This window comes from Mariniluteicoccus flavus (genome assembly GCF_054776655.1).
The window spans coordinates 281,275-306,816 of record NZ_BAAHBN010000002.1 but is presented as its reverse complement, the minus strand read 5'-3'; the positions used below and the strand labels follow the sequence as shown (position 1 = coordinate 306,816).

At 71.7% G+C, this 25,542-nt stretch carries 20 protein-coding genes, 1 tRNA gene and 1 pseudogene; 12 read left to right on the top strand and 10 right to left on the bottom strand.

Annotated features, from left to right (window positions below; all coding sequences use genetic code 11):
- Nucleotides 1-415: 415 nt before the first annotated feature.
- Together ACYVAG_RS05440 and ACYVAG_RS05435 are read right to left on the bottom strand one after the other, a co-directional pair.
- Nucleotides 416-2,464 carry a bifunctional metallophosphatase/5'-nucleotidase gene (locus ACYVAG_RS05440; RefSeq protein ID WP_460767596.1) on the bottom strand — a complete coding sequence of 683 codons (2,049 nt, stop codon included), beginning with the start codon at nucleotides 2,462-2,464 and terminating at the stop codon, nucleotides 416-418.
- A gap of 85 nt (nucleotides 2,465-2,549) precedes the next feature.
- Nucleotides 2,550-3,566 carry a PHP domain-containing protein gene (locus ACYVAG_RS05435; RefSeq protein WP_460767593.1) on the bottom strand — a complete coding sequence of 339 codons (1,017 nt, stop codon included), beginning with the start codon at nucleotides 3,564-3,566 and terminating at the stop codon, nucleotides 2,550-2,552.
- A gap of 97 nt (nucleotides 3,567-3,663) precedes the next feature.
- Between ACYVAG_RS05435 and ACYVAG_RS05430 the strand changes: the two genes are divergently transcribed.
- From ACYVAG_RS05430 to ACYVAG_RS05400, 7 genes are all read left to right on the top strand, one after another.
- Nucleotides 3,664-4,854 (top strand): PucR family transcriptional regulator, encoded by a 1,191-nt coding sequence (locus ACYVAG_RS05430; protein ID WP_460767591.1) that lies wholly within the window; start codon nucleotides 3,664-3,666, stop codon nucleotides 4,852-4,854.
- An 85-nt stretch (nucleotides 4,855-4,939) separates the two neighbouring features.
- The gene (locus ACYVAG_RS05425; RefSeq protein ID WP_460767588.1) at nucleotides 4,940-6,157 is read left to right on the top strand and encodes an acyltransferase domain-containing protein; all 1,218 of its coding nucleotides are present in this window, start codon (nucleotides 4,940-4,942) and stop codon (nucleotides 6,155-6,157) included.
- On the top strand, nucleotides 6,154-7,140 hold the full coding sequence (locus ACYVAG_RS05420; protein WP_460767585.1) for a beta-ketoacyl-ACP synthase III: 987 nt from the start codon (nucleotides 6,154-6,156) through the stop codon (nucleotides 7,138-7,140). The genes ACYVAG_RS05425 and ACYVAG_RS05420 overlap by 4 nt, the downstream gene beginning before the upstream one ends.
- Nucleotides 7,141-7,246: 106 nt before the next feature.
- On the top strand, nucleotides 7,247-7,492 hold the full coding sequence (locus ACYVAG_RS05415; RefSeq protein WP_460767582.1) for an acyl carrier protein: 246 nt from the start codon (nucleotides 7,247-7,249) through the stop codon (nucleotides 7,490-7,492).
- Between the two features lie 165 nt (nucleotides 7,493-7,657).
- Nucleotides 7,658-8,923, top strand: a complete 1,266-nt coding sequence (locus ACYVAG_RS05410) for a beta-ketoacyl-[acyl-carrier-protein] synthase family protein (protein WP_460767578.1) — start codon at nucleotides 7,658-7,660, stop codon at nucleotides 8,921-8,923.
- The gene (locus ACYVAG_RS05405) at nucleotides 8,920-10,371 is read left to right on the top strand and encodes an acyl-CoA carboxylase subunit beta (protein WP_460767575.1); all 1,452 of its coding nucleotides are present in this window, start codon (nucleotides 8,920-8,922) and stop codon (nucleotides 10,369-10,371) included. The genes ACYVAG_RS05410 and ACYVAG_RS05405 overlap by 4 nt, the downstream gene beginning before the upstream one ends.
- A gap of 309 nt (nucleotides 10,372-10,680) precedes the next feature.
- The gene (locus ACYVAG_RS05400) at nucleotides 10,681-11,178 is read left to right on the top strand and encodes a DUF3145 domain-containing protein (protein ID WP_460767572.1); all 498 of its coding nucleotides are present in this window, start codon (nucleotides 10,681-10,683) and stop codon (nucleotides 11,176-11,178) included.
- 19 nt (nucleotides 11,179-11,197) lie between these two features.
- Here the strand turns inward: ACYVAG_RS05400 and ACYVAG_RS05395 are convergent, their stop codons facing one another.
- From ACYVAG_RS05395 to ACYVAG_RS05375, 5 genes and pseudogenes are all read right to left on the bottom strand, one after another.
- Nucleotides 11,198-11,896, bottom strand: coding sequence for a YggS family pyridoxal phosphate-dependent enzyme (locus ACYVAG_RS05395; protein ID WP_460767569.1), 699 nt, complete (start codon nucleotides 11,894-11,896; stop codon nucleotides 11,198-11,200).
- Nucleotides 11,893-12,861 carry a VWA domain-containing protein gene (locus tag ACYVAG_RS05390; RefSeq protein ID WP_460767566.1) on the bottom strand — a complete coding sequence of 323 codons (969 nt, stop codon included), beginning with the start codon at nucleotides 12,859-12,861 and terminating at the stop codon, nucleotides 11,893-11,895. Before ACYVAG_RS05390 ends, ACYVAG_RS05395 begins: the two co-directional genes overlap by 4 nt.
- Entirely contained in the window at nucleotides 12,861-13,847 is a 987-nt protein-coding gene (locus ACYVAG_RS05385; protein WP_460767563.1) for a VWA domain-containing protein, read from the bottom strand. Before ACYVAG_RS05385 ends, ACYVAG_RS05390 begins: the two co-directional genes overlap by 1 nt.
- Nucleotides 13,844-14,893: a DUF58 domain-containing protein gene (locus ACYVAG_RS05380; protein ID WP_460767559.1), complete on the bottom strand. Its 1,050-nt coding sequence runs from the start codon at nucleotides 14,891-14,893 to the stop codon at nucleotides 13,844-13,846. Before ACYVAG_RS05380 ends, ACYVAG_RS05385 begins: the two co-directional genes overlap by 4 nt.
- A gap of 11 nt (nucleotides 14,894-14,904) precedes the next feature.
- A pseudogene (locus ACYVAG_RS05375) lies at nucleotides 14,905-15,933 on the bottom strand (AAA family ATPase); the annotation flags it as partial.
- Between the two features lie 227 nt (nucleotides 15,934-16,160).
- Here ACYVAG_RS05375 and ACYVAG_RS05370 point away from each other — a divergent pair.
- The 4 genes from ACYVAG_RS05370 to ACYVAG_RS05355 are packed head-to-tail and all read left to right on the top strand — an operon-like array spanning nucleotide 16,161 to nucleotide 20,393.
- Nucleotides 16,161-17,057: a hypothetical protein gene (locus tag ACYVAG_RS05370; protein ID WP_460767556.1), complete on the top strand. Its 897-nt coding sequence runs from the start codon at nucleotides 16,161-16,163 to the stop codon at nucleotides 17,055-17,057.
- Nucleotides 17,054-17,914: an HAD family hydrolase gene (locus tag ACYVAG_RS05365; RefSeq protein WP_460767553.1), complete on the top strand. Its 861-nt coding sequence runs from the start codon at nucleotides 17,054-17,056 to the stop codon at nucleotides 17,912-17,914. Before ACYVAG_RS05370 ends, ACYVAG_RS05365 begins: the two co-directional genes overlap by 4 nt.
- Nucleotides 17,902-19,137, top strand: coding sequence for a glycosyltransferase 87 family protein (locus ACYVAG_RS05360; RefSeq protein WP_460767550.1), 1,236 nt, complete (start codon nucleotides 17,902-17,904; stop codon nucleotides 19,135-19,137). Before ACYVAG_RS05365 ends, ACYVAG_RS05360 begins: the two co-directional genes overlap by 13 nt.
- Entirely contained in the window at nucleotides 19,086-20,393 is a 1,308-nt protein-coding gene (locus tag ACYVAG_RS05355) for a glycosyltransferase 87 family protein (protein ID WP_460767547.1), read from the top strand. The genes ACYVAG_RS05360 and ACYVAG_RS05355 overlap by 52 nt, the downstream gene beginning before the upstream one ends.
- On the opposite strand, the gene ACYVAG_RS05350 is transcribed toward ACYVAG_RS05355, so the two are convergent.
- A tRNA-Ile gene (locus tag ACYVAG_RS05350) sits at nucleotides 20,375-20,448 on the bottom strand. The genes ACYVAG_RS05355 and ACYVAG_RS05350 overlap by 19 nt on opposite strands.
- A gap of 26 nt (nucleotides 20,449-20,474) precedes the next feature.
- Complete coding sequence (locus ACYVAG_RS05345) at nucleotides 20,475-21,755, bottom strand: glycosyltransferase 87 family protein (protein ID WP_460767545.1); 1,281 nt, start codon at nucleotides 21,753-21,755, stop codon at nucleotides 20,475-20,477.
- Between the two features lie 69 nt (nucleotides 21,756-21,824).
- On the opposite strand from ACYVAG_RS05345, the gene ACYVAG_RS05340 reads away from it, so the two are divergent.
- On the top strand, nucleotides 21,825-24,368 hold the full coding sequence (locus tag ACYVAG_RS05340) for a glycosyltransferase family 87 protein (RefSeq protein ID WP_460767542.1): 2,544 nt from the start codon (nucleotides 21,825-21,827) through the stop codon (nucleotides 24,366-24,368).
- On the opposite strand, the gene ACYVAG_RS05335 is transcribed toward ACYVAG_RS05340, so the two are convergent.
- A complete protein-coding gene (locus ACYVAG_RS05335; protein ID WP_460767539.1) occupies nucleotides 24,310-25,485 on the bottom strand; it encodes a polysaccharide deacetylase family protein in 1,176 nt (391 codons plus the stop codon). The two genes, ACYVAG_RS05340 and ACYVAG_RS05335, sit on opposite strands and share 59 nt — an antisense overlap.
- Nucleotides 25,486-25,542: the final 57 nt, after the last annotated feature.

The window sequence follows — 25,542 nt, the reverse complement described above, 5'->3', positions numbered from 1 at the left end:
CTCCGCGACGTGATCGGCCTCGCACGCACAATCCGGTGCCTTCGGACGCTCTTCGCAACGCGGCCCTCGTGACCAGATCGGTTCCGGTCTGGTTGCGGGGGCCGCGTTGCTCATCGGTCCTCCAGACACCGGGCGCGCGAGTCCCAAGAACCCTCGTGGTCACGCTGGCTGAGCGAGGCCGCCCGCGGCCGAGTCGAAGCCCCCACGCTGGCTGAGCGAGGCCGCCCGCGGCCGAGTCGAATCCCTCTTCTGGACGATGTGCAGAGATCGGCGTTCAGAAGGCTCAAAAGGGCTTCGGGAGCGCCGATCCGGACACATTGTCCATAGCCCGATAGCACGACAGCGGCCCCACGGTTCGAGGTGAACCGCGGGGGCGCTCCTGGTCTCGCTCGCGCTCGCTCGGAGCGCATGATGGTCAGCGGCGACGACGCAGCAGCCAGCCTCCGCCGGCCACCGACAGCAGGCCCGTCAACAGCACCGCGAGCGCGGGGCCACCGGTGTCGGCCAGCGGTCCGGTCGGGGTCGGCTTCGGGGCGGGCTTCGCCGACGGGGCCACCGTCGGGGCCGCGCTCGGAGCCGCAGTGGGCGCCGCGGTCGGCGCCGGCGACGCCGTCGGGCTCGCCGACGGTGCGGCGGTCGGGCTGGCCGAGGCCGACGGGGTCGGCGTGGGCGTCGGCGTCGCGAGGCCCGTCCCGGTCAGCTTCCAGTTGAAGGCGTAGAAGTCGGCCGGGTCGATGACCTTCTTCGCCGCGGCGTGGTCGATCAGGGCCTGGCGGATCTCCAGCTGGGCGTTGTAGACGACCGGCGCCTTCGCGATGTGCGGGAAGGCGCCACCGCCGGAGCGGCGGTAGTTGTTCACGGCCACCACGAACTTCGCGTCACCCGCGACGGGCGACCCGTCGGGCATCGTCAGGTTCTCGATGCGCTGGCCCACCGGCTTGGAGACGTTGATGTCGTACTTGATGCCGGAGGACACGTCGTAGTTGTAGTCCCACACCTGCTGACCGTTGTAGGTCACCGACGTGTCCTTCTCCGGGTCGAACTTTCCGCCCGGGGCCACCTGACCGAAATATTTCGCCGAGAACTCCAGGTAGTCGCGCACCTGCGATCCCGTCATCACCACGGCCTCGAGCGTGTTGTCGTAGATGTAGAGGCCCGCGATGTCGCGTACGGTCACGTCGCCCTTCGGGAAGACGGCCTCGCGGCTGAACGGCGCGGCGATCGAGAGGACAGGCAGGCCGGCGTACTGGCCGCCCGCGAGCGCCTTCGTGACGGTGTTGGTCTGCACCATCTGGATGTAGTCGAGGATCGCGGTGTCCTCATAGCGCGACTTCGCGGCGGGCAGCTCCTCGGTGGAGCGGGCGACGACCTGGTTCACGTACGCCACGGTGGCCTTGTGGGCCGCGTCCGTCGCGGTGAGGACGGCCTGCGACTCCGGCGCGTTCTGCGAGGCGAGCTTCGCCGTGCGGATCGAGCCCAGCGTCCAGCCCGGGCCGTTGTCGGTCAGCTTGAACACCATGTCGGACACCGACCCTGCCCAGCGGTAGGGCTGGGTGATGACGACCTCTTTGCCGGTCGTGGTGTTGGTGATGCGCTTCTCGGGGATGTCCTGGTGGGTGTGGCCGATGACCATGGCGTCGATGCCGGGCACCTGGGCGATCTGCTCGACCGGGTTCTCCGGGCCGAGGCCCTCGGCGGGGGCGTACGACGACTGGCCGATGCCGGCGTGGGACAGCACGACGATGATGTCGGCGCCCGCCGCCTTGAGCTTCGGCACCTCGACCTTCGCGGTCTCGGTCATGTCGTTGATCTTGACCTTGCCGTCGAGGTTGCCCTTGTCCCAGATCATCGACCCGGGCGTGGTGAGGCCGAGGACGCCGATCTTGACGGGCGAGTCGGCGCCCTTGGGAGTGCGCTCGATGATGGTCGTGCCCTGATGGACCGGCTTGCCGGTCGTCGCGTCGACCACGTTGGCGGCGAGCAGCGGGAAGTTCAGCTGACCCTTGTAGGCGTTCAGCAGGTCGAGGCCGTAGTTGAACTCGTGGTTGCCGATCGACTGTGCGTCGTATTTCAGCGCGTTGAACGCCCCGGCCATCGGGTGGGTGGTGCCGTTGGTCGTGAACGGCTTCACCTTCGCGGCCCAGTAGTCGAGCGGCGTGCCCTGCAGGATGTCGCCGTTGTCGACGACGAACACCGACTCGGCGCCGCGCTCGGCGCGGACCTTCTCGATGTGGCCGCCGGCCTGGGCGAGGCCGATCGCGCCGCCCTGCTTGTCGCTGTAGGGCGCGTTCTTGAAGTAGTCCCAGTTGCGGACGTTGCCGTGGGTGTCGGTCGTGGCGAGCATGGTCAGCTCGACGGTGTCACCGGTCGCGGCGCGGGCGCCGGCGGCGGGGACGAGGGCGAGGGAGGTGACGGCGGCCATCGCAAGGGTGCGTACGGCCGCGCGGGAAAGGCGGTGTGCCATGGTGATCCTCAGTGATCGTGAGTCGGACGACCAAAACCTAGGGTCCCCGGGTTACACGCAGGTAAAGAGGCGGCGTACGCCGGGCTCAGCCCTTCGCGCACCACTCCAGCAGCCGGTCCACCGGCCAGGTGTTGACGACCCGCTCCGCGGGGACGCCGAGGCGCACCGCACGTTCGCAGCCGTACTGCTGGAAGTCGAGCTGGCCCGGCGCATGCGCGTCGGTGTCGATCGAGAAGAAGCAGCCGACCTCGATCGCCAGCGCCAACAGCTCGTCGGGCGGGTCGCATCTTTCGGGCCGCGAGTTGATCTCGACGGCGACCTGGAACTGCTTGCAGGCCTCGAACACGATCTCGGCGTCGAAGTCCGACGGCGGGCGGGTGCCGCGGTCCCCCTCGATCAGCCGGCCGGTGCAGTGACCCAGGACGTTCGTGGCGGGGTTGGCGATGGCGGTGACCATCCGGTGGGTCATCGACTCCGAGTCCATGCGGAGCTTCGAGTGGACCGACGCGACGACCACGTCGAGCTCACCCAGCAGGTCGCGCTCCTGGTCGAGCCCACCGGCGTCGAGGATGTCGACCTCGATCCCCGCCAGCACACGGAATCCGTCCATCGCGTCGTTCAGGTCGGCGATCAGCGCGAGCTGCTCGCGCAGGCGCTCGGCGCTGAGCCCGCGCGCCACCTTGAGCCGCGGCGAGTGGTCGGTGATGGCGCAGTAGTCGTGGCCCAGCTGACGCGCCGTCAGCATCATCTCCTCCAGCGGCGAGCCCCCGTCGGACCACGTCGAGTGGCAGTGCAGGTCGCCGCGCAACTGCGTACGCATCGCCTCGCCGCCGGTCGCCAGCGGCTTCTCGCCCGCGGCCCTCAGCTCCTCCAGGTACGCCGGGACTCCCCCGCCCACCGCCTGTCCGACGACGGTCGCGGTCTTGGGCCCCAGACCCGGCAGCGACCCCCAGTCGCCCGCGCGCTGGTGGTCGGCGCGGGCCTCGGGGGTCAGTTCGGCGACCTGGTCGGCGGCCCGGCGATAGGCCTTCACCCGGTGGGTGTCGGCGCGCGAGCGCTCGAGCCAGAAGCCGATCTCGCGCAGTGCGTCGACGGGATCCACGCCCACCTCCTCGTCCGGCCCCCGCGGCCCGGACCGTGCGGTCCGTGCCCTGTCCGAGGGACGGACCCACCCTAGCGATCCCGCTAGTCTCGACTCCATGACCGAGCCCCGGGGCGCACGCCCGCCGCAGCTGTCGTCGCGGCAGCGCCAGGCCGTCACGAAGCGGCTGACGTCGGCGTCCGGCACGATCGCCACCGCGACGCTGGCCGAGATGGAGCGCCGCCACGACTGGTTCACCGCGCTCGACGCCGACAACCGCTCCTGGGTCGGGGTCGTCGCCCGCGCCGGCATCGACGGGTTCGTGCAGTGGTTCGCCGACCCAGAGTCGGAGGCGTCCGGCCTCGAGGTGTTCGCCCAGGCCCCGCGCGCACTGGCCCGCCACATCACGCTCCACCACACCGTCGAGCTGGTCCGCACCACGATCGACGTCGTCGAGACCCAGCTCTCGGAGGTCCTCCCGCGCGGCGACCGTGCCGCGGCGCACGAGGCCCTGCTGCGCTATTCCCGCGAGCTCGCCTTCGCCGCGGCCGAGGTGTACGCCCGCGCCGCCGAGACCCGAGGCGCGTGGGACGCGCGGCTCGAGGCGCTGGTCGTGGATGCGCTCGTGCGCGGCGAGTCCGACGAGACCGTGCTGTCGCGCGCGTCCACGCTTGGCTGGACCACCGCCTCCTCGGTCGCCGTCGCCGTCGGCCCCGCTCCCGACGCCGACGAGCCCCGCCTCGGCGAGCGCCTGCGCCGCCGGGCCCAGCGCTCGGGGCTCGACCTCCTCTCGGCGGTCCAGGGCGATCGCCTGGTGATGGTGATGGGCGGCGACGCGCTCGCCCGCGACGCGGTCTCCCCCGTCGCCGAGCTGCTCGAGCACTTCGGGCCGGGTCCGGTGGTCGTCGGTCCCGTCGTCGACCACCTCGTCGACGCCGCGGGCAGCGCCCGCGCGGCGTTGTCCGGACTCCGCGCGGCGGTCGCCTGGCCCGAGGCGCCGCGGCCCGTACGCGCCGACGACCTCCTCCCCGAGCGTGCGCTCGCGGGCGACGGCCACGCCCGGCGCGCGCTGGCCCATGACGTGTTCGGTCCGCTGAGCGACGCCGGCGGAGGGCTGCTGGAGACCCTGGTGTCGTTCTTCGACCAGGGGGCCTCGGTGGAGGGATCGGCACGGGCGCTGTTCGTCCACGCCAACACCGTGCGCTATCGCCTCAAGCGCATCCACGACGTCACCGGCTTCAGCCCGTTCGACGCGAGGGACGCGTACGTCCTGCGCATCGCGCTGACGCTGGGGCGCCTGCTGCGCTGACCTTGTAGGAACCCCACAACATCGCCGTGTCGTTTTCGTGATGTCGGTGCGCGCATCCGGCGCGTCGATTGGGCAGGGTTGAACCGTGCTCGCCATCGTTGCGCCCGGTCAGGGCGCCCAGACCCCCGGCTTCCTCACCCCCTGGTTGGAGGATCCCCGCTTCCGCGCCCGCCTCGAGTGGCTGTCGGCCGTCAGCGGGATCGACCTGATCCACTACGGGACCGAGGCCGACGCCGACACCATCCGTGACACCGCGATCGCCCAGCCGCTGCTCGTGGCCTCCGGCATGGTCGCGGCGCTCGCCCTGTTCCCGAGCCCCGCCGAGGCCTTCCGCGTCGTCGGCGTCGGTGCGGGCCACTCGGTCGGCGAGATCACCGCCGCCGCGGCCGCCGGCGCGCTCTCGGCCGAGCAGGCCATGGTGCTGGTGCGTGAGCGCGGCGCCCAGATGGCCGCCGCGTCGGCCGCGACGCCGACGAGCATGACCGCCGTGATCGGCGGCGACGCCGCCGAGGTGCTGGCCGCACTCGACAAGCACGGCCTCACCGCCGCGAACAACAACGGCGCCGGCCAGGTCGTCGCGGCCGGGACCGTCGAGCAGCTCGCGGCGCTGGCCGCCGACCCGCCCCACCGCGCCCGTCTCGTGCCGCTGTCGGTCGCGGGCGCGTTCCACACGGTCCACATGGCCCCGGCGGTGGCCCACCTCGAGCGCCTCAGCGCCGCGATCACCACCCACGACCCCCGCGTACGCCTCCTCTCGAACGCCGACGGCGCCGTCGTGTCCGACGGTGGCGAGGTGCTTCGCCGCATCGTCGCCCAGGTCGCCAACCCGGTCCGCTGGGACCTCTGCATGGAGACGATGCTCGACCTCGGCGTCACCGGCCTGCTGGAGCTGCCGCCCGCCGGCACGCTGACCGGCATCGCCAAGCGCAACCTCAAGGGCGTCGAGACCTTCGCGCTGAAGACCCCCGACCAGATCCACGACGCCATCGACTTCGTCCAGCGCCACGGCGAGCCGTCGACCCCGTCGGCCCTGTACGCGACCCCGACGTGGCGCCTGGTCGTCTCGCCCGGCAAGGGCCACTTCACGCCGACCGAGGGCATCGTCGAGGGCGCCGTGCTGCCGCCCGGCGCCGCCATCGGCACCGTCGCGACCCTGCGCGACGAGTCCACGGTCACCACGCCCCACGGCGGCACGCTCACGGAGTGGCTCGTCGAGGACGGCGACCCCGTCGCCCCGGGCCAGCCGCTGCTGCGCCTCTATCCGTCCACCGAGAACGCCCAGGCCACGGAGGTCTCCCATTGAGCACCCAGATCAAGACCACCGAGGGCACGTACGCGAAGATCCTCGGCACCGGCGCCTACCGCCCCAGCCGCGTGGTGACCAACGAAGAGATGTGCACCATGATCGACTCCACCCCGGAGTGGATCGAGCAGCGCACCGGCATCGTCGAGCGCCGCTGGGTCGCCGAGGGCGAGGACCTCGAGCAGATGTCGTACGCGGCCGCGCTCCAGGCCCTCGAACGCTCGGGCCTGACCGCCGAGGACCTCGACTGCATCATCGTCTCGACCGTGTCGCACAGCCTCGTCACGCCCAGCCTCGCCCCGATCCTCGCCCACCGACTCGGGACGCACGCGGCCGCGTACGACATCTCGGCGGCGTGCGCGGGCTTCTGCTACGGCCTCGCGCAGGCAGACGGACTCATCCGTGCCGGTCACGCGCGCCACGTGCTGGTCATCGGCGCCGAGACGCTGTCGCACCACACGAACACCTCCGACCGCTCGACCGCGTTCCTGTTCGGCGACGGCGCGGGCGCCGCGGTCGTCGGGCCGAGCGACGTGCCTGAGATCGGCCCGGTCGTGTGGGGCTCCGACGGCGCGAACGCCCACGTCATCAACTCCGATCGCCGCTATGACGAACCCGGCGAGGGAGCACCCAAGCTGACCATGGAGGGCCAGCCGGTGTTCAAGTGGGCGTCGACGTTCGTCGCCCGCCAGACCTTGGAGATGCTCGAGCAGGCGGGTCTCACGCCCGACGACCTCGAGATCTTCATCCCCCACCAGGCCAACAACCGCATCATCGACGCGATGATGCGTACGCTCCGCCTCCCCGAGCACGTCGTCGTCGCCCGCGACATCGCCCAGCAGGGCAACACGTCGTCGGCGTCGATCCCGCTGGCGATCGAGGCGTTCCACGACCACGGCGTCGACGTCAGCGGCAAGCTCGCGCTGATCGTCGGCTTCGGCGCGGGGCTGGTGTTCGCGGGCCAGGTGGTCCGGCTGCCCTGAGCAGGCGTACGCCGGATTTCCCGCCCACACAGGGAATCACAGACTTCCGGGCCCTTGGGCCCGGGGAACCATGAACCACGACAGATCCACCACAAGGAGACACAGCATGGCCACCACCGAAGAGATCCGCAGCCAGCTCGCCGACATCGTCCACGAGGTCTGCAACGTCCCCGTCGAGGACGTCCAGCTGGACAAGTCGTTCATCGACGACCTCGACGCCGACTCGCTGGCGATGAGCGAGATCATCTACGCCGCCGAGGACAAGTTCGGGGTGTCCATCCCCGACGAGGAGGCCAAGAACCTCAAGACCGTCGGTGACGCGGTCGCGTTCATCGAGCGCGCGCCGGCCTGACCCCAGACCGGGCCGCACCCCCACGGCCCACCCCCGCCCGGGTCCCGATCACCTGGGCACCTGCCGCGTGGCGGTCGGTCCGCGATCCGGACCGGCCCCGCGCGGCCCACACCCACTCCCCTCGCCACACTCTCCACCCCACCACCACGAACCCTGGAGCAGGACATGACCCGCACCGTTGTCATCACGGGCCTCGGCGCCACGACTCCCCTGGGCGGCGACGTCGCCAGCACCTGGGAGGGCCTGACGTCGGGCCGATCCGGCGTCCACGCCATCACCGAGGACTGGGCCGCCGACCTGCCCACGAAGTTCGCCGCCCGCTGCGTCGTCGACCCGGGCGAGGTCATCCCGCGCGTCGAGGCGCGCCGCATGGACCGCTCCTCCCAGCTCGCCGTCGTCGCCGCCCTCGAGGCGTGGGCCGATGCCGGCCTGAAGCTCGGCGACGAGAACGACCTCGACCCCGAGCGCACGGCCGTCTCCATCGGCACCGGCATCGGCGGCCTGCACTCCCTGCTCGAGAACTGGGACACCATGAAGGAGCGCGGCGTACGCCGGGTCTCGCCCTTCACCATCCCGATGCTGATGGCCAACGCGCCCGCGTCGAACGTGGGGCTGCGCATCCGGGCCAAGGCGGGAGTCCACACGCCGGTCTCGGCGTGCGCGTCGTCGAACGAGGCGCTCGCGCAGGCGCTCGACATCATCCGCTTCGGGCGCGCCGACGTGGTCGTCGCAGGCGGCACCGAGGGCGTCGTCCACCCGCTGCCGATCGCGGCGTTCGGCCAGATGCAGGCCCTGTCGCGCCGCAATGACGACCCCGAGCGCGCCTCGCGGCCGTGGGACGTCGACCGCGACGGATTCGTGCTGGGCGAGGGCGGCGTCGTCCTCGTGCTGGAGGAGCTCGAGCACGCCCGGGCCCGCGGCGCGCGGATCTATGCCACGCTCGCCGGCGCCGGCCTGTCGGCCGACTCCCACGACATGGTGCAGCCCGACCCGAGCGGGGCCGGCCAGGCGTCCGCGATGCGCAAGGCGCTCGCCGACGCCGACCTCGCGGCCGGAGATGTCTCGCACGTCAACGCCCACGCCACCTCGACGCCGCAGGGCGACATCACCGAGGCCGGGTCGATGCGCCAGGCGCTCGGCGAAGGAACGTCGGCCGTCGTCACCGGTACCAAGTCGATGACCGGCCACCTGCTCGGCGCCGCCGGCGCGATGGAGTCCCTGGCAACGGTGTTGGCGCTGCACCACCGCCTCGTCCCGCCGACGATCAACCTCGAGAACATGGAGCCCGGCCTCGGCATCGACATCGCCGCGAACACCGCGCGCCCGCTCGGGCCGGGCGACCTCGCCGCGCTCAACAACTCGTTCGGCTTCGGCGGCCCCAACGTCGCCCTCGCCTTCACCAACGCCAACGCCTCGGAGGCGCGCTCGTGACCACGACCACTGATCCCCAGACCGCGAAGGTCGACGCGAAGCCCGCGGCCAAGGTGAAGGTTCCCCGCGAACAGGACCCCCGCAACCCGAACACCCGCCTCGCCGCGCTGCTCGACGAGGGGTCGCTCGAGCTGATCACGCCCGACGACGGGTCCGGCATGCTCTCGGCCGTCGGCACCATCAACGGCTGCCGCGTCGTCGCCTTCTGCTCCGACGCGACCGTCATGGGCGGCGCGATGGGCGTCGACGGCTGCAAGGCGGTCGTCACGGCGTACGAGCGGGCGATGACCGACCGCGTGCCGATCCTCGGCATCTGGCACTCGGGCGGCGCGCGCCTCGCCGAGGGGGTACTTTCGCTCGACGGCGTCGGCGAGATCTTCCACGCCATGACGCGTGCCTCCGGCAAGATCCCCCAGATCTCGATCGTGCTGGGCTTCGCGGCCGGCGGCGCGGCGTACGGGCCGGCGCTGACCGATGTCGTGATCCTCGCGCCCGAGGGGCGCATCTTCGTGACCGGCCCCGACGTCGTCCGCTCGGTGACGGGCGAGGACGTCGACATGCTCCGCCTCGGCGGCCCCGACACCCACGGCCGTCGCTCGGGTGTGGTCCACCTCGTCGCCGACGACGAACCGCAGGCCATCGAGCAGGGTCGCTCCGTGGTGTCCCTGCTGGCCGACCAGGGGGCCGTCGCCGCCGACGTGGCCGACGACGACCTCACCGCACACCTGCCGGAGTCTCCCAAGCGGGCGTACGACGTGCACCCGCTCATCAACGGGCTCCTGGACGATGGCTCGGTCGTCGAGCTGCACGCGCGCTGGGCGCCCAACGTGACCGTCGCCCTCGGCCGGCTGGCCGGGCGTACGGTCGGCGTGGTCGCGAACAACCCGCTGCGCCTCGGTGGCTGCCTCGACTCGCTGTCGGCCGAGAAGGCCGCGCGGTTCGTGCGCATGTGCGACACGTTCGGCGTACCGCTGGTCGTGCTCGTGGACGTTCCCGGCTACCTGCCGGGCGTGGGCCAGGAGTGGGACGGCGTCGTCCGCCGCGGCGCCAAGCTGCTGCACGCGTTCTCCGAGGCCGTCGTCCCGCGGGTGACGCTGGTGACGCGCAAGGCGTACGGCGGCGCATACATCGCAATGAACTCGAAGTCGCTCGGCGCCACGAAGGTGTACGCGTGGCCCGGCGCGGAGGTCGCGGTGATGGGACCGGTCGCAGCCGTACGCATCCTCCACCGGCGCAAGCTGGCGGAGACACCCGACGACATCCGCCCCCAGGTCGAGGCCGAGCTGGCCGCCGAGCACGAGCGCATCGCCGGCGGCGTCGAGAAGGCCGTCGAGATCGGCGTCGTCGACGAGATCGTGTCGCCGTCGGTGACGCGGTCCGCGCTGGCGCGGGCCATCGGCGAGGCCGACCACGGGGAGCGCGGACAGCACACGAACATCCCGCTGTGACGCGGGCGGCGTGAAGCCGCCGGGCACGAACCCGGGGGCGCGGCACGAACCCCAGCGTTGAGGACGAACCCTGGCGTGCAGACCGAACCCCACATGCGGGGTTCGAGGTCACCCTGGGGGTTCGCGCTCACGCCCACGGTCCAGCGCGAACCCCGAGGTGCGCCGCGAACCCACTCCCAGGGTCCGCGTCATGCTCGCGGCCCATCGGCACTGGTGCTGGTGTGAAACGTGATGCACAATGGACCCACGGTTCACCCGTGAGTGTTGAGGATGCTGGGGAAGGCACAACTCAACGCCTGGGAGGAACCGATGAGCACGACCCGTGGAGTCCTGTATGTCCACTCTGCGCCGTCTGCGCTGTGCCCGCACATCGAGTGGGCCGTCGGCGGCGTCCTTGGCATGCGCCCACACGTCGACTGGACCCCCCAGCCCGCCGAGCGCGCGGCCTATCGCATGGAGCTGTCCTGGACCGGCCCCGCCGGCTCCGGAGCGGCGCTGGCCTCGGCCCTCAAGGGCTGGCAGCGAGTCCGTTTCGAGGTGACCGACGAGGGGGCCGCGCCCGGCGAGGGAGCCCGTTGGTCCTACACGCCGACGCTCGGGGTCTTCCACGCGATGACCGGCGTCCACGGCGACATCCTGGTTCCCGAGGACCGCCTCAGGGCCGCGGTCGTGGCCGAGGCGCTGCGCGGCGAGCCGCTCCACGACGCGATCGACAAGCTCCTGGGCCGCCCGTGGGACGACGAGCTCGAGGTCTTCCGCCACGCCGGCGACGGCGTGCCGGTCCGCTGGCTGCACGAGGTCGTCTGACCCCGCTGGCCCCCGACGTCTAGGCCGGCGGTCGCGACCCGAAGATCGCCGTCCCCACGCGCACCACGGTCGCCCCCTCGGCGATCGCCTCCTCGAGGTCGCCCGACATGCCCATCGACAGCGTGTCCCACTCCCCCGGCACGCCGTCGGCGCGCAGCCTCTCGCTCAGCTCCCGGACCCGCCCGAAGCAGGCCCTCACCTCGGCCCGGTCGTCGGACTGCATCGCCATCGTCATCAGCCCGCGCGGCCGCAGCGACGCGTACGCCCCCAACTGACGCGCGAACTCCGGCACGTCGTCGGGCGCCAGGCCCGACTTCTGCTCCTCGCCCGACGCGTTGACCTGCACGAGCACGTCGAGCCCGCGGCCGAGCGCCTGCAGCCTCCGGTCGAGCGCCTCGGCCAGCTTCAGCGAGTCGAGCGTCTGCAGCTCGTCGGCGAACGCGGCCACGTTCTTCGCCTTGTTGGTCTGGAGGTGACCGATGAACACCCAGCGCACGCCGCGGCCCGCGTACGCCTCCGCCTTCGACTCGGCCTCCTGGACGCGGCTCTCGCCGAACGTCCGCTCCCCGGCCGCGTACGCCGCCTCGAGCAGGTCGATCGGGTGGGTCTTCGAGACCGGGAGCAAAGTAACCTCGCCGGGGTCGCGACCGGCGGCACGGCAGGCCGCGTCGATGCGGGCGCGTACGGCGGCGAGGTTCGCCGCGATGTCGCCGCTCACGGCCATCGCGCGCCCAGCGAGATCATGCCGAGGCTCGCGAGCATCGCCAACGCCAGGCCGTAGCCCACGAACGTGCCCGTGATCTCGCGATAGGCCTTCTCCGAGCCGGCCGACCGGCGGATGTCCGCGTACGTCTTGCGGAGCTCCTCCGCCGTCGGGGCCTCGTACGCCTTGCCGCCGCCCTCGGCCGCGATCTCCCGGAGCTGCTCGACGTTGACCGCGACACGGACGCGCGAGCCCTCTGAATAGATGTAGCCGTGGTTGGTGCCGTAGGCGATGGTGTGGACCGGTACGCCGCGCTTCTTCGACTCGCGGGCCGCCTCATAGGGAGAACGCCCGGCCATCGACTCGCCGTCGGACAGCACCACCATGACCGCAGGGGTCTTGGCCTTCGGATCCTTGGGGTCGGGCGGCACCATCAGCAGGGTGTCCAGGCCCGCCCAGATGCCTTCGCCGATGGCGGTGGCGCGGCGCAGGGTGAGGCGGTCGATGCCGCCCAGGACCATGCCCCGGTCGGTCGTGGGCGGCACCGCGATCGCCGCGCTGCCCGCGAACTCGACCAGCGCCACGTTGAACCCAGGGGGCAGCGAGTTCACGAACTCCTTCGCCCCGTCCTTGGCCGCGGCCAGCCGGTTCGGCGGCACGTCATCGGCCTCCATCGACAGGGACACGTCGATGACCACGATCACGGTCGCGCGCTCGCGGGGCACGTCGGTCTCGGCGCGCGGTCGGGCCCATGCCAGCGTCAGGCTGACGAGGCTCGCCAGCGCGAGGCCCACGGCGAGGTGGCGCACCCATGGGCGGTCGACCGATCTCACGAGCTGGCTCTGGGAGCGGGTCGATCGACGGCGCAGCAACCCGAGGTATGCGAGCGCCAGCACCGGGACCAGCAGGAGACCCCACAGGTGTTGGGGATCGCCGAACGACGGCGCGGCGAGCGGGGTGATCATCGTCATCAGCTCCATCACGGCCACCTCGCGGCCAGCGAGATCGCGCACAGGGCCGCCAGGACGGCGAAACCGAAGCCATAGCCGGCGTACTGGGCCGTGACCTCGCGCTCGGCCTTCTCATAGCCGACCGACGTGCCGATCGACGTGTAGACCTTCTTCAACTGGTCGGGGGTGGCCGCCTTGAAATATTCGCCCTCGGTCTGCGCGGCGATCTTCTTCATGAGGTCATGGTTGACCGGCACCAGCTCACGCCTGCCCTCGAAGTCGACGTAGCCGTTCTCGGTGCCGTACGCGATCGTGTAGATCTTGCGCTTCGCCTGCGCCGCCTCCTGGGCGCCCTGCTCGGCCGGACGGCCGATGGTGTTCGTCCCGTCGGACAACATGACGATGGCGCCGGGGGCGATCTCGTTGGGGTTCGCCCGGTCCTTCGGGGCGAGGTCGAGCGCCCGCAGCGCCATCACGATCGACTCCCCGATCGCGGTGGAGTCCCGCAGTTCGGCGCGCTCGATCGCCGCGTTGATGGAGGTGCGGTCGAGCGTCGGCGGGATGACCAGCGACGGGCTGCCGGACAGGGCCACGAACGACACGTTGTATTTCGCCGGCAGTGAGTTCACGAAGTCGATCGCGGCCTGCTTCGCCACCGTGATGCGGTCGGGCTTCACGTCCTTGGCCGCCATCGACTGGGACACGTCGAGCACGACGACGATGGTCGCCCGCTCGCGCGGTACGTCGATCGTCGCCTTCGGTTTCGCGAACGCCATGGTGAGCGTGACCAGCGACAGCAGCGACAGCGCCACCGCGAGGTGGCGGCGCCACTGCGACTGCGGCTTCACGACCGCACCCAGCATCGAGGTGTTGGTGAAGCGCATGCCACGGCGGTTCCGCAGACGGGTCAGGACCACGTAGAGGGCCACGAAGACCGGGATCGCGAGCAGCCACCACAGGCGGTTGCGCACTTCGAAATGGGGCAACTCGATGGCCAGGGCGTACAGGTCGGTCATCGGGCCACCCCCTGCGGCGGTGCGTGGAGCATGCTGGCGACCCGCCTGTACGCCAGCACGAAGCGTGCGATGTCAGCCACCCAGTCACGGTCGGTGCGCAGCTGGATGTGGCCCACGCCGGCCCGGCGCAACGACGCGCGGATGCGTTCGCGCTGGGCGGCGCTGGCGGCGTCCATGCGGGCACGGGCCGCCGCGTCTCCAGTATTCACGTAGCGTTCAAAATCGGTCTCGGGGTCGCGGATGAGCATCTCGCCCACGTCGGGGAACTCGAGCTCACGCCGGTCGACGACCTCGATGGCGAGCACCTGGTTGCGCACCGCGAGGCGCCGCAGCGGCCGCTCCCACGGCGGAGGGACCTCGGGGTCGAGCTCGTGGTCGCCCGGGGTGAGGAAGTCGGACACGACCACCCGCATGCCGCGGCGCCGCTGGGTGCGGGCCAGCTGCTCGATGCCCTCCGGCAGGTCGAAGGTCCCGACCGCGTGGTCGGGCACGATGGGTTCGTCGAGCATGCGGCGCAGGAGGCCATAGAGCGCCGTACGCCCCGACCTGGCCTGCATGCGGCGGACACCCTCGGGCCGCATGATCATGCCGCCGAAGCGATCGCCCATGCGTTGGGAGAGGAAGCCGATGGTGGCGATCGCGGCGATGCCGAGGTCGCGTTTGGTGACGCCCTCGGTGCCCCAGTTCATCGACGGGGTCACGTCGAGCAGCGCCCACACCTCGAGCTCGCGGTCGGCCATCGTGTCGCGGACGTGCGGGATCGTCGTACGCGCGGTCACCGCCCAGTCCATCTTGCGGACGTCGTCCTGGCCCGGCTGGTAGATGCGGGCGTCGTTGGTGTCGGAGCCCGGCCCGGGCAGCAGGCCCTGGTGGTCGCCGTGCAGGAAGCCCTCGAGGCGGCGCACGATGGCGAGCTCGAGCCGGCGCAGGGCGGCCTCGGGCGCGAGTTGGTGGAGCGGCAGCGTCGCCCCGGTGGGGACCGAGACGATGGGATCGGCGGGGCCCTGCGGCTTGGCACCCTTTCCGCCATCTGCGGGCTGGCTCATGGAGACTCCGCTCAGCCGCGGAACTCGGGCTGGTGGTGGTGCTGGTCGTGGCTGGCCTGACGCTGCTGGTTGTTCCACACCGGCGTGGGCGGCGGGACCATCGCCAGGATGCGCTCGACGACCTGCACCGGGCTGATGTTGTCGGCCACGGCGTCGAAGCCCAGCACGAGGCGGTGGGCCATGACGTCCTTCGCGACGGACTGCACGTCGGTCGGCAGCACGTAGTCGCGCCCGTGGATCAGGGCGAGGGCGCGCGAGGCCGCCACGAGGCCGAGGGTCGCGCGCGGCGAGCAGCCGATCTGGATGACCGACGTCAGGTCGGGCATGTTGAACTCCGCCGGCGTACGCGTGGCCAGCACGAGCCGGACGATGTATTCGGCGACCAGGTTGTGGACGAACACGTCGGACGCCATGGCCTGGAGCTTCAGGATGCGCTCCGGGTCGAGCACGGGGCTCGCCTCGGGCGGGCTCACCGACATGCGGCGCAGGATCTCGAACTCCTCGTTGCCGCGCGGATAGGGCACGTCCACCTTCAGCAGGAAGCGGTCACGCTGGGCCTCCGGCAGCGGATAGACGCCCTCGGACTCCACCGGGTTCTGGGTGGCGATCACGATGAACGGCTTCGGAGCGGGGTAGGTGCGGCCACCGATCGAGACCTGCTTCTCCGCCATGAGCTCGAGCATCGCCGACTGGACCTTGGCCGGCGCGCGGTTGATCTCGTCGGCGAGGACGAAGTTCACGAACACCGGGCCGAGCTCGATGTCGAACTTCTCCTGCGAGGCCGAATAGATGCGCGTGCCGACGATGTCGGACGGCACGAGGTCGGGCGTGAACTGGACGCGCGCGAAGTCGCCGCCGACGACGGTCGCGAACGAACGGACCGCGAGTGTCTTGGCCACACCCGGCACACCCTCGAGCAGGCAGTGACCCTTCGCGAGCAGGGCGACCATCAACTGCTCGACCATGTGCTCCTGGCCGACGATGACGCGCTGGACCTGCCCGATGGCCTCGCCGAGCAGACGGGCCGCCTCCTGGCTGTCGGGGGCCTGCCGCGATTCCGGACTGCTCACGCACATCTCCTGTGGCTCGACTTGGTTGCGCCCACCCTACCCAAGTCGTCGGTTCGCACCAGCGCGCGCACGGTGCACGGACCGGCCCGCACCGCGCGCTGGCTGCGCCGGACGCACCCGCCGATGGCACACGTCCGCGCCCCGCGATGGGGCACAATGGTGCGCGTACGCCGACCGCCGCCACCCACTAGGACCGCATGAGCCCGTCAGACGAGAGCCCGCCGAAGCCGTTCGGCGCGCCGGTGACGCCTCTGCTCCCCGAAGACCCGCCGCGCATCGGCGACTACTGGATCGACGGCGTCGTCCACCGTCGCCCGTCCGGGGCGGCCTACCTGGCCCACGGCGACGGCCGACCCCACCTCTCCCGAGGCACGGTCACCGACGACGAGCCTGTCGTCCTGGTCCAACTGTCCAAGGGGGCCGCGGGCGACAAGGCCGCTCGCGACCGCTTCTCGGGCCTGATCAACCGCATGCACATCGACGACGTCCCCGCGCGCGGAGGACACGAGCAGGACGAGGGGCGGCTCGGCAAGCGGTTCCGGTCGGAGGACGACGACCCGGTCCACCCCGACGACGACGTGCCGCTGGCGCCCTGGGTGGCCCTGAGCCACGACGGCGGCCGGCGCATCCCCGACGCCGCCCTCGGCCTGCTCACCGAGGTCGACCTCAGCATGCTGCCCCACCGCGGGCGCCCCGCCGGACCCGACTACCGCCTCCACTGGCTCGACGACTCGCGGCCCGGGCTGTCGCGCGTCTGGCCGCTGCCGTGGCCGGGCCGCCACGACCGCGCCGGCTGGGTCTCGATCCTCGTCTCGTGGCTGCTGATGATGCTGTTGGCACTCGCCTCCGTGCTCATCGCGATCTGGATCTTCAAGGACGAACCCCCGCAGAGTCCGCCGCCGCAGGCAGGCGGCACCGGCACGGCCACCTCGACGGCGTCGTCCACGGCCAGCTCGACCGCCTCATCGACCGCCAGCTCCTCGGCCAGCCCGACGCAGGGCTCGGCCTCGCCCAGCCCCCAGTCCGGGTCCCCGTCGCCGGCGCCGTCCGGTTCGCCCGGTGCCGGCACCCCCACGCCCCCCTCGAAGATGTGAGCAGCGACGTGGTGATCGGCGCCCCTCACGCCGCCCGGAATGGCGTACGCCCCCCGCGGCTGGTCGTCTCCGACCTCGACGGGACGTTCCTGCTGCCCGACGGGTCGGTCAGCGAGGCGAGCCGCGCGGTGCTGGCGCGGGCCCGCGACGCGGGCCTGCGCGTCATCTTCGCCACGGGACGTCCGCCGCGGTGGCTGGACGTGGTCGCCGGCCTCCCGATGATCGACCCCGTCGTCGTGGCCAGCAACGGCGCGTTGCTGTGGGACCTGTCCGCGGGCGCCGCGGTGCGACGCCACGACGTGCCCGGTGACGTGGCCCTCGAAGTCGTCCAGGAACTGCGCGCCGCCGTGCCTGGCACGGCCTTCGCCGTCGAACAGGGCCTGCGATTCGGCTTCGAGGCGAACTATCAGACGTGGATGAACCTCGAGGACATCGGCGGCGACGCACGCTTCTTCAGCGCTCCCGCCGAAACCCTCGTCACCGAGCCCTTCGTGAAGCTGCTGGTGCAGCACACCGCCCTCGGTGCCGAAGAGTTGGCCGCCGTCGCGGGGCGCATCGTCGGCGACCGGCTGACCGTGACCCACAGCGCCTTCGGCGGCGTGGGCCTGCTCGAGGTGAGCGCGCCCGGGGTCACCAAGGCGACCATGATCGACGAGTACGCCACCTCGCTCGACATCACCGCCGCCGAGGTGGCAGCCTTCGGCGACATGCCCAATGACCTCGACATGTTGCAGTGGGCCGGACTGCCCCATGTCATGGCGTCGGCCCACCCGGCCCTGGCCGCCGTGCCTGCGGTGCAGATCGGGTCGAACGTCGACTCCGCGGTCGCCGCGACCATTGACGGGTGGCTCGCGTGAGGCGCCGCCCGCCTCGGCTGCCGTCCGGGGCCGCCGTCCTCGCCTGGCCCCTGCTGCCGTGGTTCGGGGCGCTGTGGGCGTCGTCGAACTATTCGAAGTCGAGCCCCTTCGACCCGCGCATGGAAGACCTGCAGGTCTATCGTCGCGCAGCCTCGGCGATCCTCGCGGGACAGGACCCGTACACCCTCGCGAACTCGTTCCCCTTCATCTATCCCCCGTTCGCTGCGCTGCTGTCCCTCGTCCTCGCGCCGCTCGCCGCCCCGGTGACGACCATGGGATGGGCCGCGCTCAATGCCGCCGCGGTCTGGGCCCTGGTGCGGCGCCTCGGCGTACGCGGGTGGCGGCTGCCGGTCATCACCACGGCGCTGCTCACCCTCGTGCAGCCGTTCGTCCACACGCTGGGGCTCGGCCAACTCGGCATCCTGCTGATGGTCGCCTGCCTCGTCGACGTGCTCGACAGCGGTCCGAAGGGTTCGGACGCGGCACGGCGTACGCGCCCACGCTGGCTGCCCGTCGGCCTGCTCGTCGGCCTCGCGGCGGGGATCAAGCTGACGCCGGTGGTGTTCATCATCCTGCTGTTCCTCCTCGGCAGGCGGCGCGCCGGCCTGGTCGCCGGCGGCACGTTCGCGGCGACCATCGTTATCGGGCTCGTGGGACTGTTCAAACCCGCTGCCGGCTATTGGGGCCGCCTGCTCCACGGTGACTCGGGCGCGAACCCTGACGCCTTCGGCTGGCTGCACAACCAGTCGATGCTCAGCGGTTGGCAGCGCTTCTTCGGCGTCGAACACACGCTCGGCGGGCTCGCCCTCTCGGCGATCCTCGTCGGGATCGCCCTGCTGGCCGCCCGGCGCTGCGTCCGCGAGGGCCACGTGTGGCTGGGCGTCGGCCTGCTGGGTCTCGCCTCCAGCATCGCCAACCCGATCGCGTGGGTCCACCACATGACGTGGGTCGTGCCGCTGGTCATCGGCGCGTGGCGCGCCGGCGTACCCATGGTGCTGCGACTGCTCGCCCTGCTGGCGGCGCTGTGGTGGCAGTGGTTGCCGTATTCCGTGCTGACCGGCGCGCCGTGGGCGCAGGCGGAACAGCACCTCTATTCGGTGGGCGAGAAGTTCCTCGCCTGCGGCGGCGCGCTGGCCTGCATGGCAGCGGTCATCGCTGCCATGGTTGTCCCGTGGCCGCGCCCGTCCGGCGCCACCACCCCCGGAGGGAGTGCACATTCGTGAAGGCCGCTGTGAGAGCGCTGACCTGGGTGCTGTTGGCGATCCCGCCGATCGTGGCCACCCTGTGGGCCGGATTCACCGACATCGGGTTCATGATCGACCTCGACGTCTACATCCGCACGGCGAAGACGATGCTCCACCACGGCAACGTCTATCAGCCCATCCCCAACACCTACCCCTTCATCTATCCCCCGTTCGCCGCGCTGTTGGCCGCTCCCCTGGCGCTGGCCCCCAGGCTCGCCACCGAGATCGGCTGGCTGGTGCTGAACACGGCCGTCGTGGTGGCGATGGTCCACCGGCTCGGGTTCCGCGGGTGGAAGCTGAGCGCCGTCGCGACCGCCGCGGTCTGGTTCATCGAGCCCCTCCGCCACACGCTGGGCTATGGCCAGGTGAACCTCTTCCTGATGGCCCTGGTGCTGCTGGACCTGTTCGGCGGCGACCGCATCCTGCCCTTCCGGCGGCTGCTCCCCCGCGGCACCCTCACCGGCGCGGCCACGGCCATCAAGCTGACCCCCGCGATCTTCGCCGTCTACCTCTTCCTGGCCGGGCGCGTCCGCACGGCGCTGACCATCTTCTTCTCGTTCGTCGCCTGCACGGTCGTGGGATTCGTGCTCATGCCGAGCCAGTCGCAGATCTTCTGGGGCAAACTGCTGCGCGGTGACTCCGGCATCAACGTGGGCCTGAAGTTCGTCACCAACCAGTCGATCGTCGGCAACTACGTGCGCTGGACGAAGGAGGACGTCGACCGCATCCCCGCGGGCGGCCTGGCCATCGCCGCCGTGGTCGCGGTCATCGGCATCATCGCGGCCGTCCTGTGGCACCGGACGGGCGAGGAGGACTTCGCGGTCTGCCTCGCCGCCCTGACCGGGCTGCTGGCCTCGCCCATCTCGTGGAGCCACCACTTCGTGTGGGCCCTGCCGATCCTCGTGATCGCCCTGCGGTCGGGGAGCCGACTGCCCACCTGGCTGCGCGCGTACGCCGTGTTCACGTGCCTGTGGATCGCCCACGCCCCGTTCACGAAGCTGCCCGAGTTCAAGGAGATGTCCTATCGGAAGTGGCAGCTGCTGGTGGACTCGGGCGACGCGCTGCTCGGCACGGGGCTGCTCGTCCTCGCGATCGCCGCGGCGCTGCTGCGCCGGCGCGAGGACGGTGAGCCGCTGCTGCCGCGCTGGGAGCCCGACCTCGCCTTCCTGCGGATCGGGCGGGACGAGACGGACCGCGAGACGGAGAAGAGCGGGAGTACGCCGAGCGGGGCTTGAACCCGCGACCCAGGGATTATGAGTCCCCTGCTCTGACCGGCTGAGCTATCGGCGCGCGCGGCGTGCACCGCACCGAAGATCCTACCGCGACGCGACCGTGGACCCGCCGCCCTCGGCCGGCGCCGGTGCGCGGACCGGTTCGGCAGCCGGCTCCGGTGCGCCGGTCACCAACGCGGCCCAGCGGCGGGACGGCGTACGCAGGACCGCGGTCGCCAGGGCCACGGCGACCATGGCGACGGTCCAGAGCGCGGTGAAGCCGGCGAGGGTGGCCTGGGCGAACGTGTAGTCGAGCTCGACGACGGACGGCGTCGACGAGGGCAACACCCACCACGCCGAGGCCCACACCCAGAACAGGTGGAACCACGCCATCACCTTGAGGATCGTCGGCACCGCGGCGGTTGTCACCGCGACGGCGAGCGCGACCGTCCACACCATGTGGTGCACCCAGGCGATGGGGTTCGCCATCACGCTGACGACGCCGGCGAGGCAGACCGCGTACAGCCACTGGCCGCGGCGCGCCCACAGGGCCGCGGCGACGACGGCCGCCACCACGACGAGGGCGATGAGCGCGAGCCCGACGCGCGTCTGGGCGGGCCCCATGGCGCCGACGAAGCGGTAGAAGCCGGACAACATGCCCTGGTTGGCCAGCCACGCGTCCGGCTTGGCGCGGGCGCCGCCGCTGATGCTGCTCCAGAACCCGAGCGCCTCGGTCGGCCGCAGGAGGAAACCCACGGCGACGGTGGCAAGGAACGTGCCGGTGGCGACCATGGCCGCGCGCCGCTTGCCTGCGGCCCACAACATCACGATGAGCACCGCCGGCGTGAGCTTGATGCCGGTGGCGAGCCCGGTCAGGATCCCCTCCCACCACGGCGACCGCGGCCGCCCGTCCGGGCCTTCGCGATGCACGAGGTCGACGAGGCCGGCGGCGACAAGCACCATGCCGAGCTGGCCGAACACCAGCGTGTCCCTGACCGGCGGTGCGAACGCGAGCGCGGCGGCGGACAGGAAGCTCAAAGGCCACCCGCGCAGCCCGCACTTCGCCAGGATCACCACGGTCAGGAGCGCATTCGCGATCGCCGACAGGGCCATCATCGTGAACGTTGCGAACCACGGCAGCACGGTGAACAGGAGGGCGGCGAAGGGCGGATAGATGAACGGGAAGGGGTGCGGCAGGTCATAGAAGTCCTTGCCGGCGGCGAAGAACTCGCCGGCGAGGCGATAGACCCTGAGGTCCTCCATGTTGGGGCGCCACGGGGCGAACGTGGCCCCGGGTTTGAACTGCACGGCGGCCCAGAGGGCGACGACCACGGGGAGGACGAGCAGCAGGGGCCACTCGAGCAGCCGGCGCGTGCGATCGTTCATGCGGCGAACCTACGGCACGCCCTCGCGCATGGCCGGACGGACGCGCGGCGGCGTGGGAGGATTCCGCCCATGAGCAGTCTGGCCCCCTCGACACAGTCCTCCCGTGCCGAGGGCGACCGGACACCCTGGTGGGCCTGGCCGCTGCTGATGGTCGCGCCCCTCGCCTCGGCCACGTGGTTCGTCACGCGATGGCCGGGAGCGACCTACAGCGAGCCCTGGCAGCCCCAGACGCCCGAGTTGCACTGGTGGCGGGCCGCGGGTGACGCCGTCCTGGCCGGGGCCAACCCCTTCGCCGAGAAGGTCCACTTCGAGGGGACCCCGTTCGGCGCCCTCGTCGGCGCCGGCTGGACATGGCTGTCGCCGTGGTCCATGCAATGGGTCTTCTGTGCCCTCGTCGCCCTCGTCACCCTCCTCGTGTTGCACCGGGCCGGGCTGCGGGGGTGGACGCTGACGGTGGCTGCGGCCGCCGTGCTCTCCCTCCCGCCATTCCACCAGGCACTCGGCCATGGCAGCCCCTTCCCGCTGCTGCTCGGCCTCGCGCTGCTCGACCTCGTCCGATCGCCCGATCGCGGGCCGTCCGCCCGTGGGGACCGCTGGCCGGTCGGCATCGCCCTCGGCATCGCCATCGCCCTGGAACCACTGTTGGCGGGCCTGTGGATCATGCTGCTGGTCGCCGGCCGCTTCCGGGCCCTCGCCACCTCGTTGGTCACCGTGTTCGCAGCCGTGGTGGTCGCCCGCTGGTGGCTTCCGGCGGGCTCCACGGGGCGGTGGCTGCGGATGCTCACCGAGCGCCGGCTGGGTTTCTCCGACCAGATCGCCCAGCCGTTCGACGAGTCGGTCACCGCGGCCCTCGTCCGCCTGGCCGGCGGCACCGAGCAGGCCCTGGCCACAGCGCTGCCCATGGCCGCTGGTGTCGCCGTCGTCGCTGCCGTCGCCGGCGGCCTGCTGCTGCGCCGCCGGCAGACGTGGACCGCCGTGGGCATCACCGGCCTGGCCGGCCTCGCCGTCCACCCGATCGGGCTGACGCCCGTGTTCGTCTTCGTGCTGCCCCTGGCCGTCGGCGTCCTGCGTCGGGGCACCGCCCCCGCGCTGCGGGCCGCCGCACTGGCGCTGGCGCTGTGGATCACCGCCGTCCCCTGGACCACGGTCCAGGGGCGCCCGACATACGAGGGCCAGGAACTGGTCGTCCTCGTCGCGTCCGGACTCGGCGTCATGGCCGTCGTGGGCGTCGCCCTCCTCGCAGGCCTGTGGGGCCTGTGGCGTCCGCGACCGCTGGAGCTGCCGCCGCCCGTGGGTGAGGCCCGCGCGTGGCTGACCCGCCTGGCCGTGCTCGCCGCGGTCACCGTCGTGGCCTGGTTCGTGGCCGCGGTGTTCCTCGAGCCGTTCCACACGGGCTGGATCGCCTGGCGCCCCGGCATGCCGGACTTCGCCGTCTATGTGAAGGCCGCACACGCGTTCCTGTCCGGGGGGAACATCTATGCGGCGGGCCCCGAGGAGTGGCCATTCCTCTATCCGCCCGTCGCCGCCGCGCTCGCCGCACCGCTCGGCGTGGTCGAGCTCGGCACCGCCCAGTCCTGGTGGCAGGCCATCACGGCGGTCGCGCTCCTCGCGCTCGGCCACCGGCTGCGCCTCAACGGCTGGGTCAACGGGTTCGCCACGTGTCTGGCCGTCATCGCGATGGCGCCGATCCGCCACAACGTCGGGCTCGGTCAGGTCAGCATCGTCCTGATGGTCCTCGCGCTGCTCGACGTCGTGGAGGGCCCCCGGTTCGTCGCCGACCGCGTACGCGGGGGTCGCCCGCTGCTGCCCGTCGGCGTGCTCGTCGGGATCGGGGCCGCCATCAAGCTGACGCCGGCGGTCTTCATCCCCTACCTCTTCCTCACCGGCCGGCGCCGCGCGGCCTCTTGGGCGACGGGCACGTTCGCGGGCCTGACGGCCGTGGGCTGCGCGATCGCGCCGGGCCGCTCGCTCCACTACTGGACCACCATCGCCTCGGGATCGCTGCAGTTCTTTCCCGACACGCGCGGGTGGCTCCACAACCAGTCGCTGCAGAGCGCCGTGCAGCGCTTCCTCGGCGTCGGGGTCGACGCGAGCCGGATCGGCCTTGTCCTCGGCCTGGTGGTGGCCGGGCTGGCCCTCCTCGCCGGCGTCCGCTGGGCGCGGATGGGGCACCCCCTGCTCGGCGCGTCGCTGGCCGGCGTCGCCACCATCGCCGCCGTTCCGGTGGCGTGGCACCACTACTACGTCTGGGTCTTCCCGATGGCCTTCGCCCTGGTCGGCCCGCGCGTCCCCTCCGCCCTGCGGGGTGCCGGGCTGCTGTGGGTCGGCTGGTGCTCGATCGCCCCCTTCTGGGCGCTCGGCACCGACGACCGTCGGCGCATCGAGTTCGCCTACACCGACGACGCCAAGCTGTCCGCCGGCGCCGCGGCGTTCGGCATGATCGCGGTCGTCGTGGTCGCGTTGGCCTGTGCCCGTCCGGTGTGGGACCGGCTGGGATCCTGGCTGGGCACGTCGGTCGGGGCGTTGTGGGCGGCCGCGGCCGGGCGTACGCCGGTCAGCGCGACCGATACACCCGCCCCGGAACCGCAGGCCCGACCAGCTCACTCGTCGTGACGATCTGATAGCCCTGCGCCTTCAGCCCGGCGATGATGCCGGGCGCCGCGTCCACGGTCGTGCCGTGGAGGTCGTGCATCAGCACGATGGCACCGGGGCGCACGTCGCGCAGCACGCGGTCGGTGATGAGTCGGGCGTCGCGGTCGCGCCAGTCGGAGGGGTCGACGTTCCACAGCACGACGCCCTGGCCCGTGTCTGCGGCCGCACGGTCGACCGTGGGGCTGCCTGCACCGTACGGCGGCCGCATCCACGTCGCCCGGCGGCCCGTATGGCGCAGGATGCGGTCGTTGACCGGGTCGAGCTGGGCGCGGACGGCCGCATAGCCGTAGGACGACAGGTTCGGGTGGTTCATCGTGTGGTTGCCGACCTCCATGCCCATCTGGGAGGCCCGGCGTACGGCCGCGGGGTTGTTGTCCACCATCGTGCCGACGACGAAGAAGGTGGCCTTCACGCGCTCGCGCCCCAACGTGTCGAGCAGTCGGTTGGTGTGGGCCGACGGTCCGTCGTCATAGGTCAGCGCCACGCACTTCTGCACCGCGCAGTCGACGCCGACCACGATGCCGCGGTCGCTGCGCCACGTGATCGTGCCGCGCTCGAAGCGCTGGTCGCACACGCGTACGCCGGGCTCGTCGCGGCACGCCTCGCCACCGAGCGGATAGCCCCAGCGGCTGTTCTCCCAGCCCTCGCGCGCCCAGTGGTCGCGAATGGCCCCGATCACGGGATGGGCGCCCGTCGGATAGGTCCAATAGATCGAGCCGCGCTCGAAGTGCTGGAAGCACCCGCGCTCGCGGATCCAGCACTCCTCGCCCGTCGTCGGGTAGCCCACGAACGCGTTCTCCCACCCCAGCCCCGCCCACCGCTCACGGATGGCGCCGAGGACGTGATGGGCCCCCGTCGGATAGGTCCAATAGATCGAGCCGCGCTCGAAGTGCTGGAAGCACCCGCGCTCGCGGATCCAGCAGGCCTCCGAGGTGATCGGTTCGCCGACCTTGACCCGCGACACGGTGCGCCACTCCTCGCCGATGGCGCCGATCACGTCGTACGCCTGCGCCCGGCCGGGCTGGATGAGGGCCATCGCCACGAGCACGGCGAGGAGGAATCGGGCAAGCATGCGCATGGAGGGCTCCCTGGGTGTCGACTCGAGTGGAGCCTAACGCCTCGGACCGACACGCAG

Coding starts and splice junctions, on each gene's coding strand:
- ACYVAG_RS05410 (WP_460767578.1), top strand. CDS start 7,658: ATGACCCGCACCGTTGTCATCACGGGCCTCGGCGCCACGACTCCCCTG.
- ACYVAG_RS05340 (WP_460767542.1), top strand. CDS start 21,825: ATGAGCAGTCTGGCCCCCTCGACACAGTCCTCCCGTGCCGAGGGCGAC.
- ACYVAG_RS05440 (WP_460767596.1), bottom strand. CDS start 2,464: ATGGCACACCGCCTTTCCCGCGCGGCCGTACGCACCCTTGCGATGGCC.
- ACYVAG_RS05430 (WP_460767591.1), top strand. CDS start 3,664: ATGACCGAGCCCCGGGGCGCACGCCCGCCGCAGCTGTCGTCGCGGCAG.
- ACYVAG_RS05390 (WP_460767566.1), bottom strand. CDS start 12,861: ATGGAGCTGATGACGATGATCACCCCGCTCGCCGCGCCGTCGTTCGGC.
- ACYVAG_RS05335 (WP_460767539.1), bottom strand. CDS start 25,485: ATGCGCATGCTTGCCCGATTCCTCCTCGCCGTGCTCGTGGCGATGGCC.
- ACYVAG_RS05415 (WP_460767582.1), top strand. CDS start 7,247: ATGGCCACCACCGAAGAGATCCGCAGCCAGCTCGCCGACATCGTCCAC.
- ACYVAG_RS05385 (WP_460767563.1), bottom strand. CDS start 13,847: ATGACCGACCTGTACGCCCTGGCCATCGAGTTGCCCCATTTCGAAGTG.
- ACYVAG_RS05400 (WP_460767572.1), top strand. CDS start 10,681: ATGAGCACGACCCGTGGAGTCCTGTATGTCCACTCTGCGCCGTCTGCG.
- ACYVAG_RS05380 (WP_460767559.1), bottom strand. CDS start 14,893: ATGAGCCAGCCCGCAGATGGCGGAAAGGGTGCCAAGCCGCAGGGCCCC.
- ACYVAG_RS05370 (WP_460767556.1), top strand. CDS start 16,161: ATGAGCCCGTCAGACGAGAGCCCGCCGAAGCCGTTCGGCGCGCCGGTG.
- ACYVAG_RS05345 (WP_460767545.1), bottom strand. CDS start 21,755: ATGAACGATCGCACGCGCCGGCTGCTCGAGTGGCCCCTGCTGCTCGTC.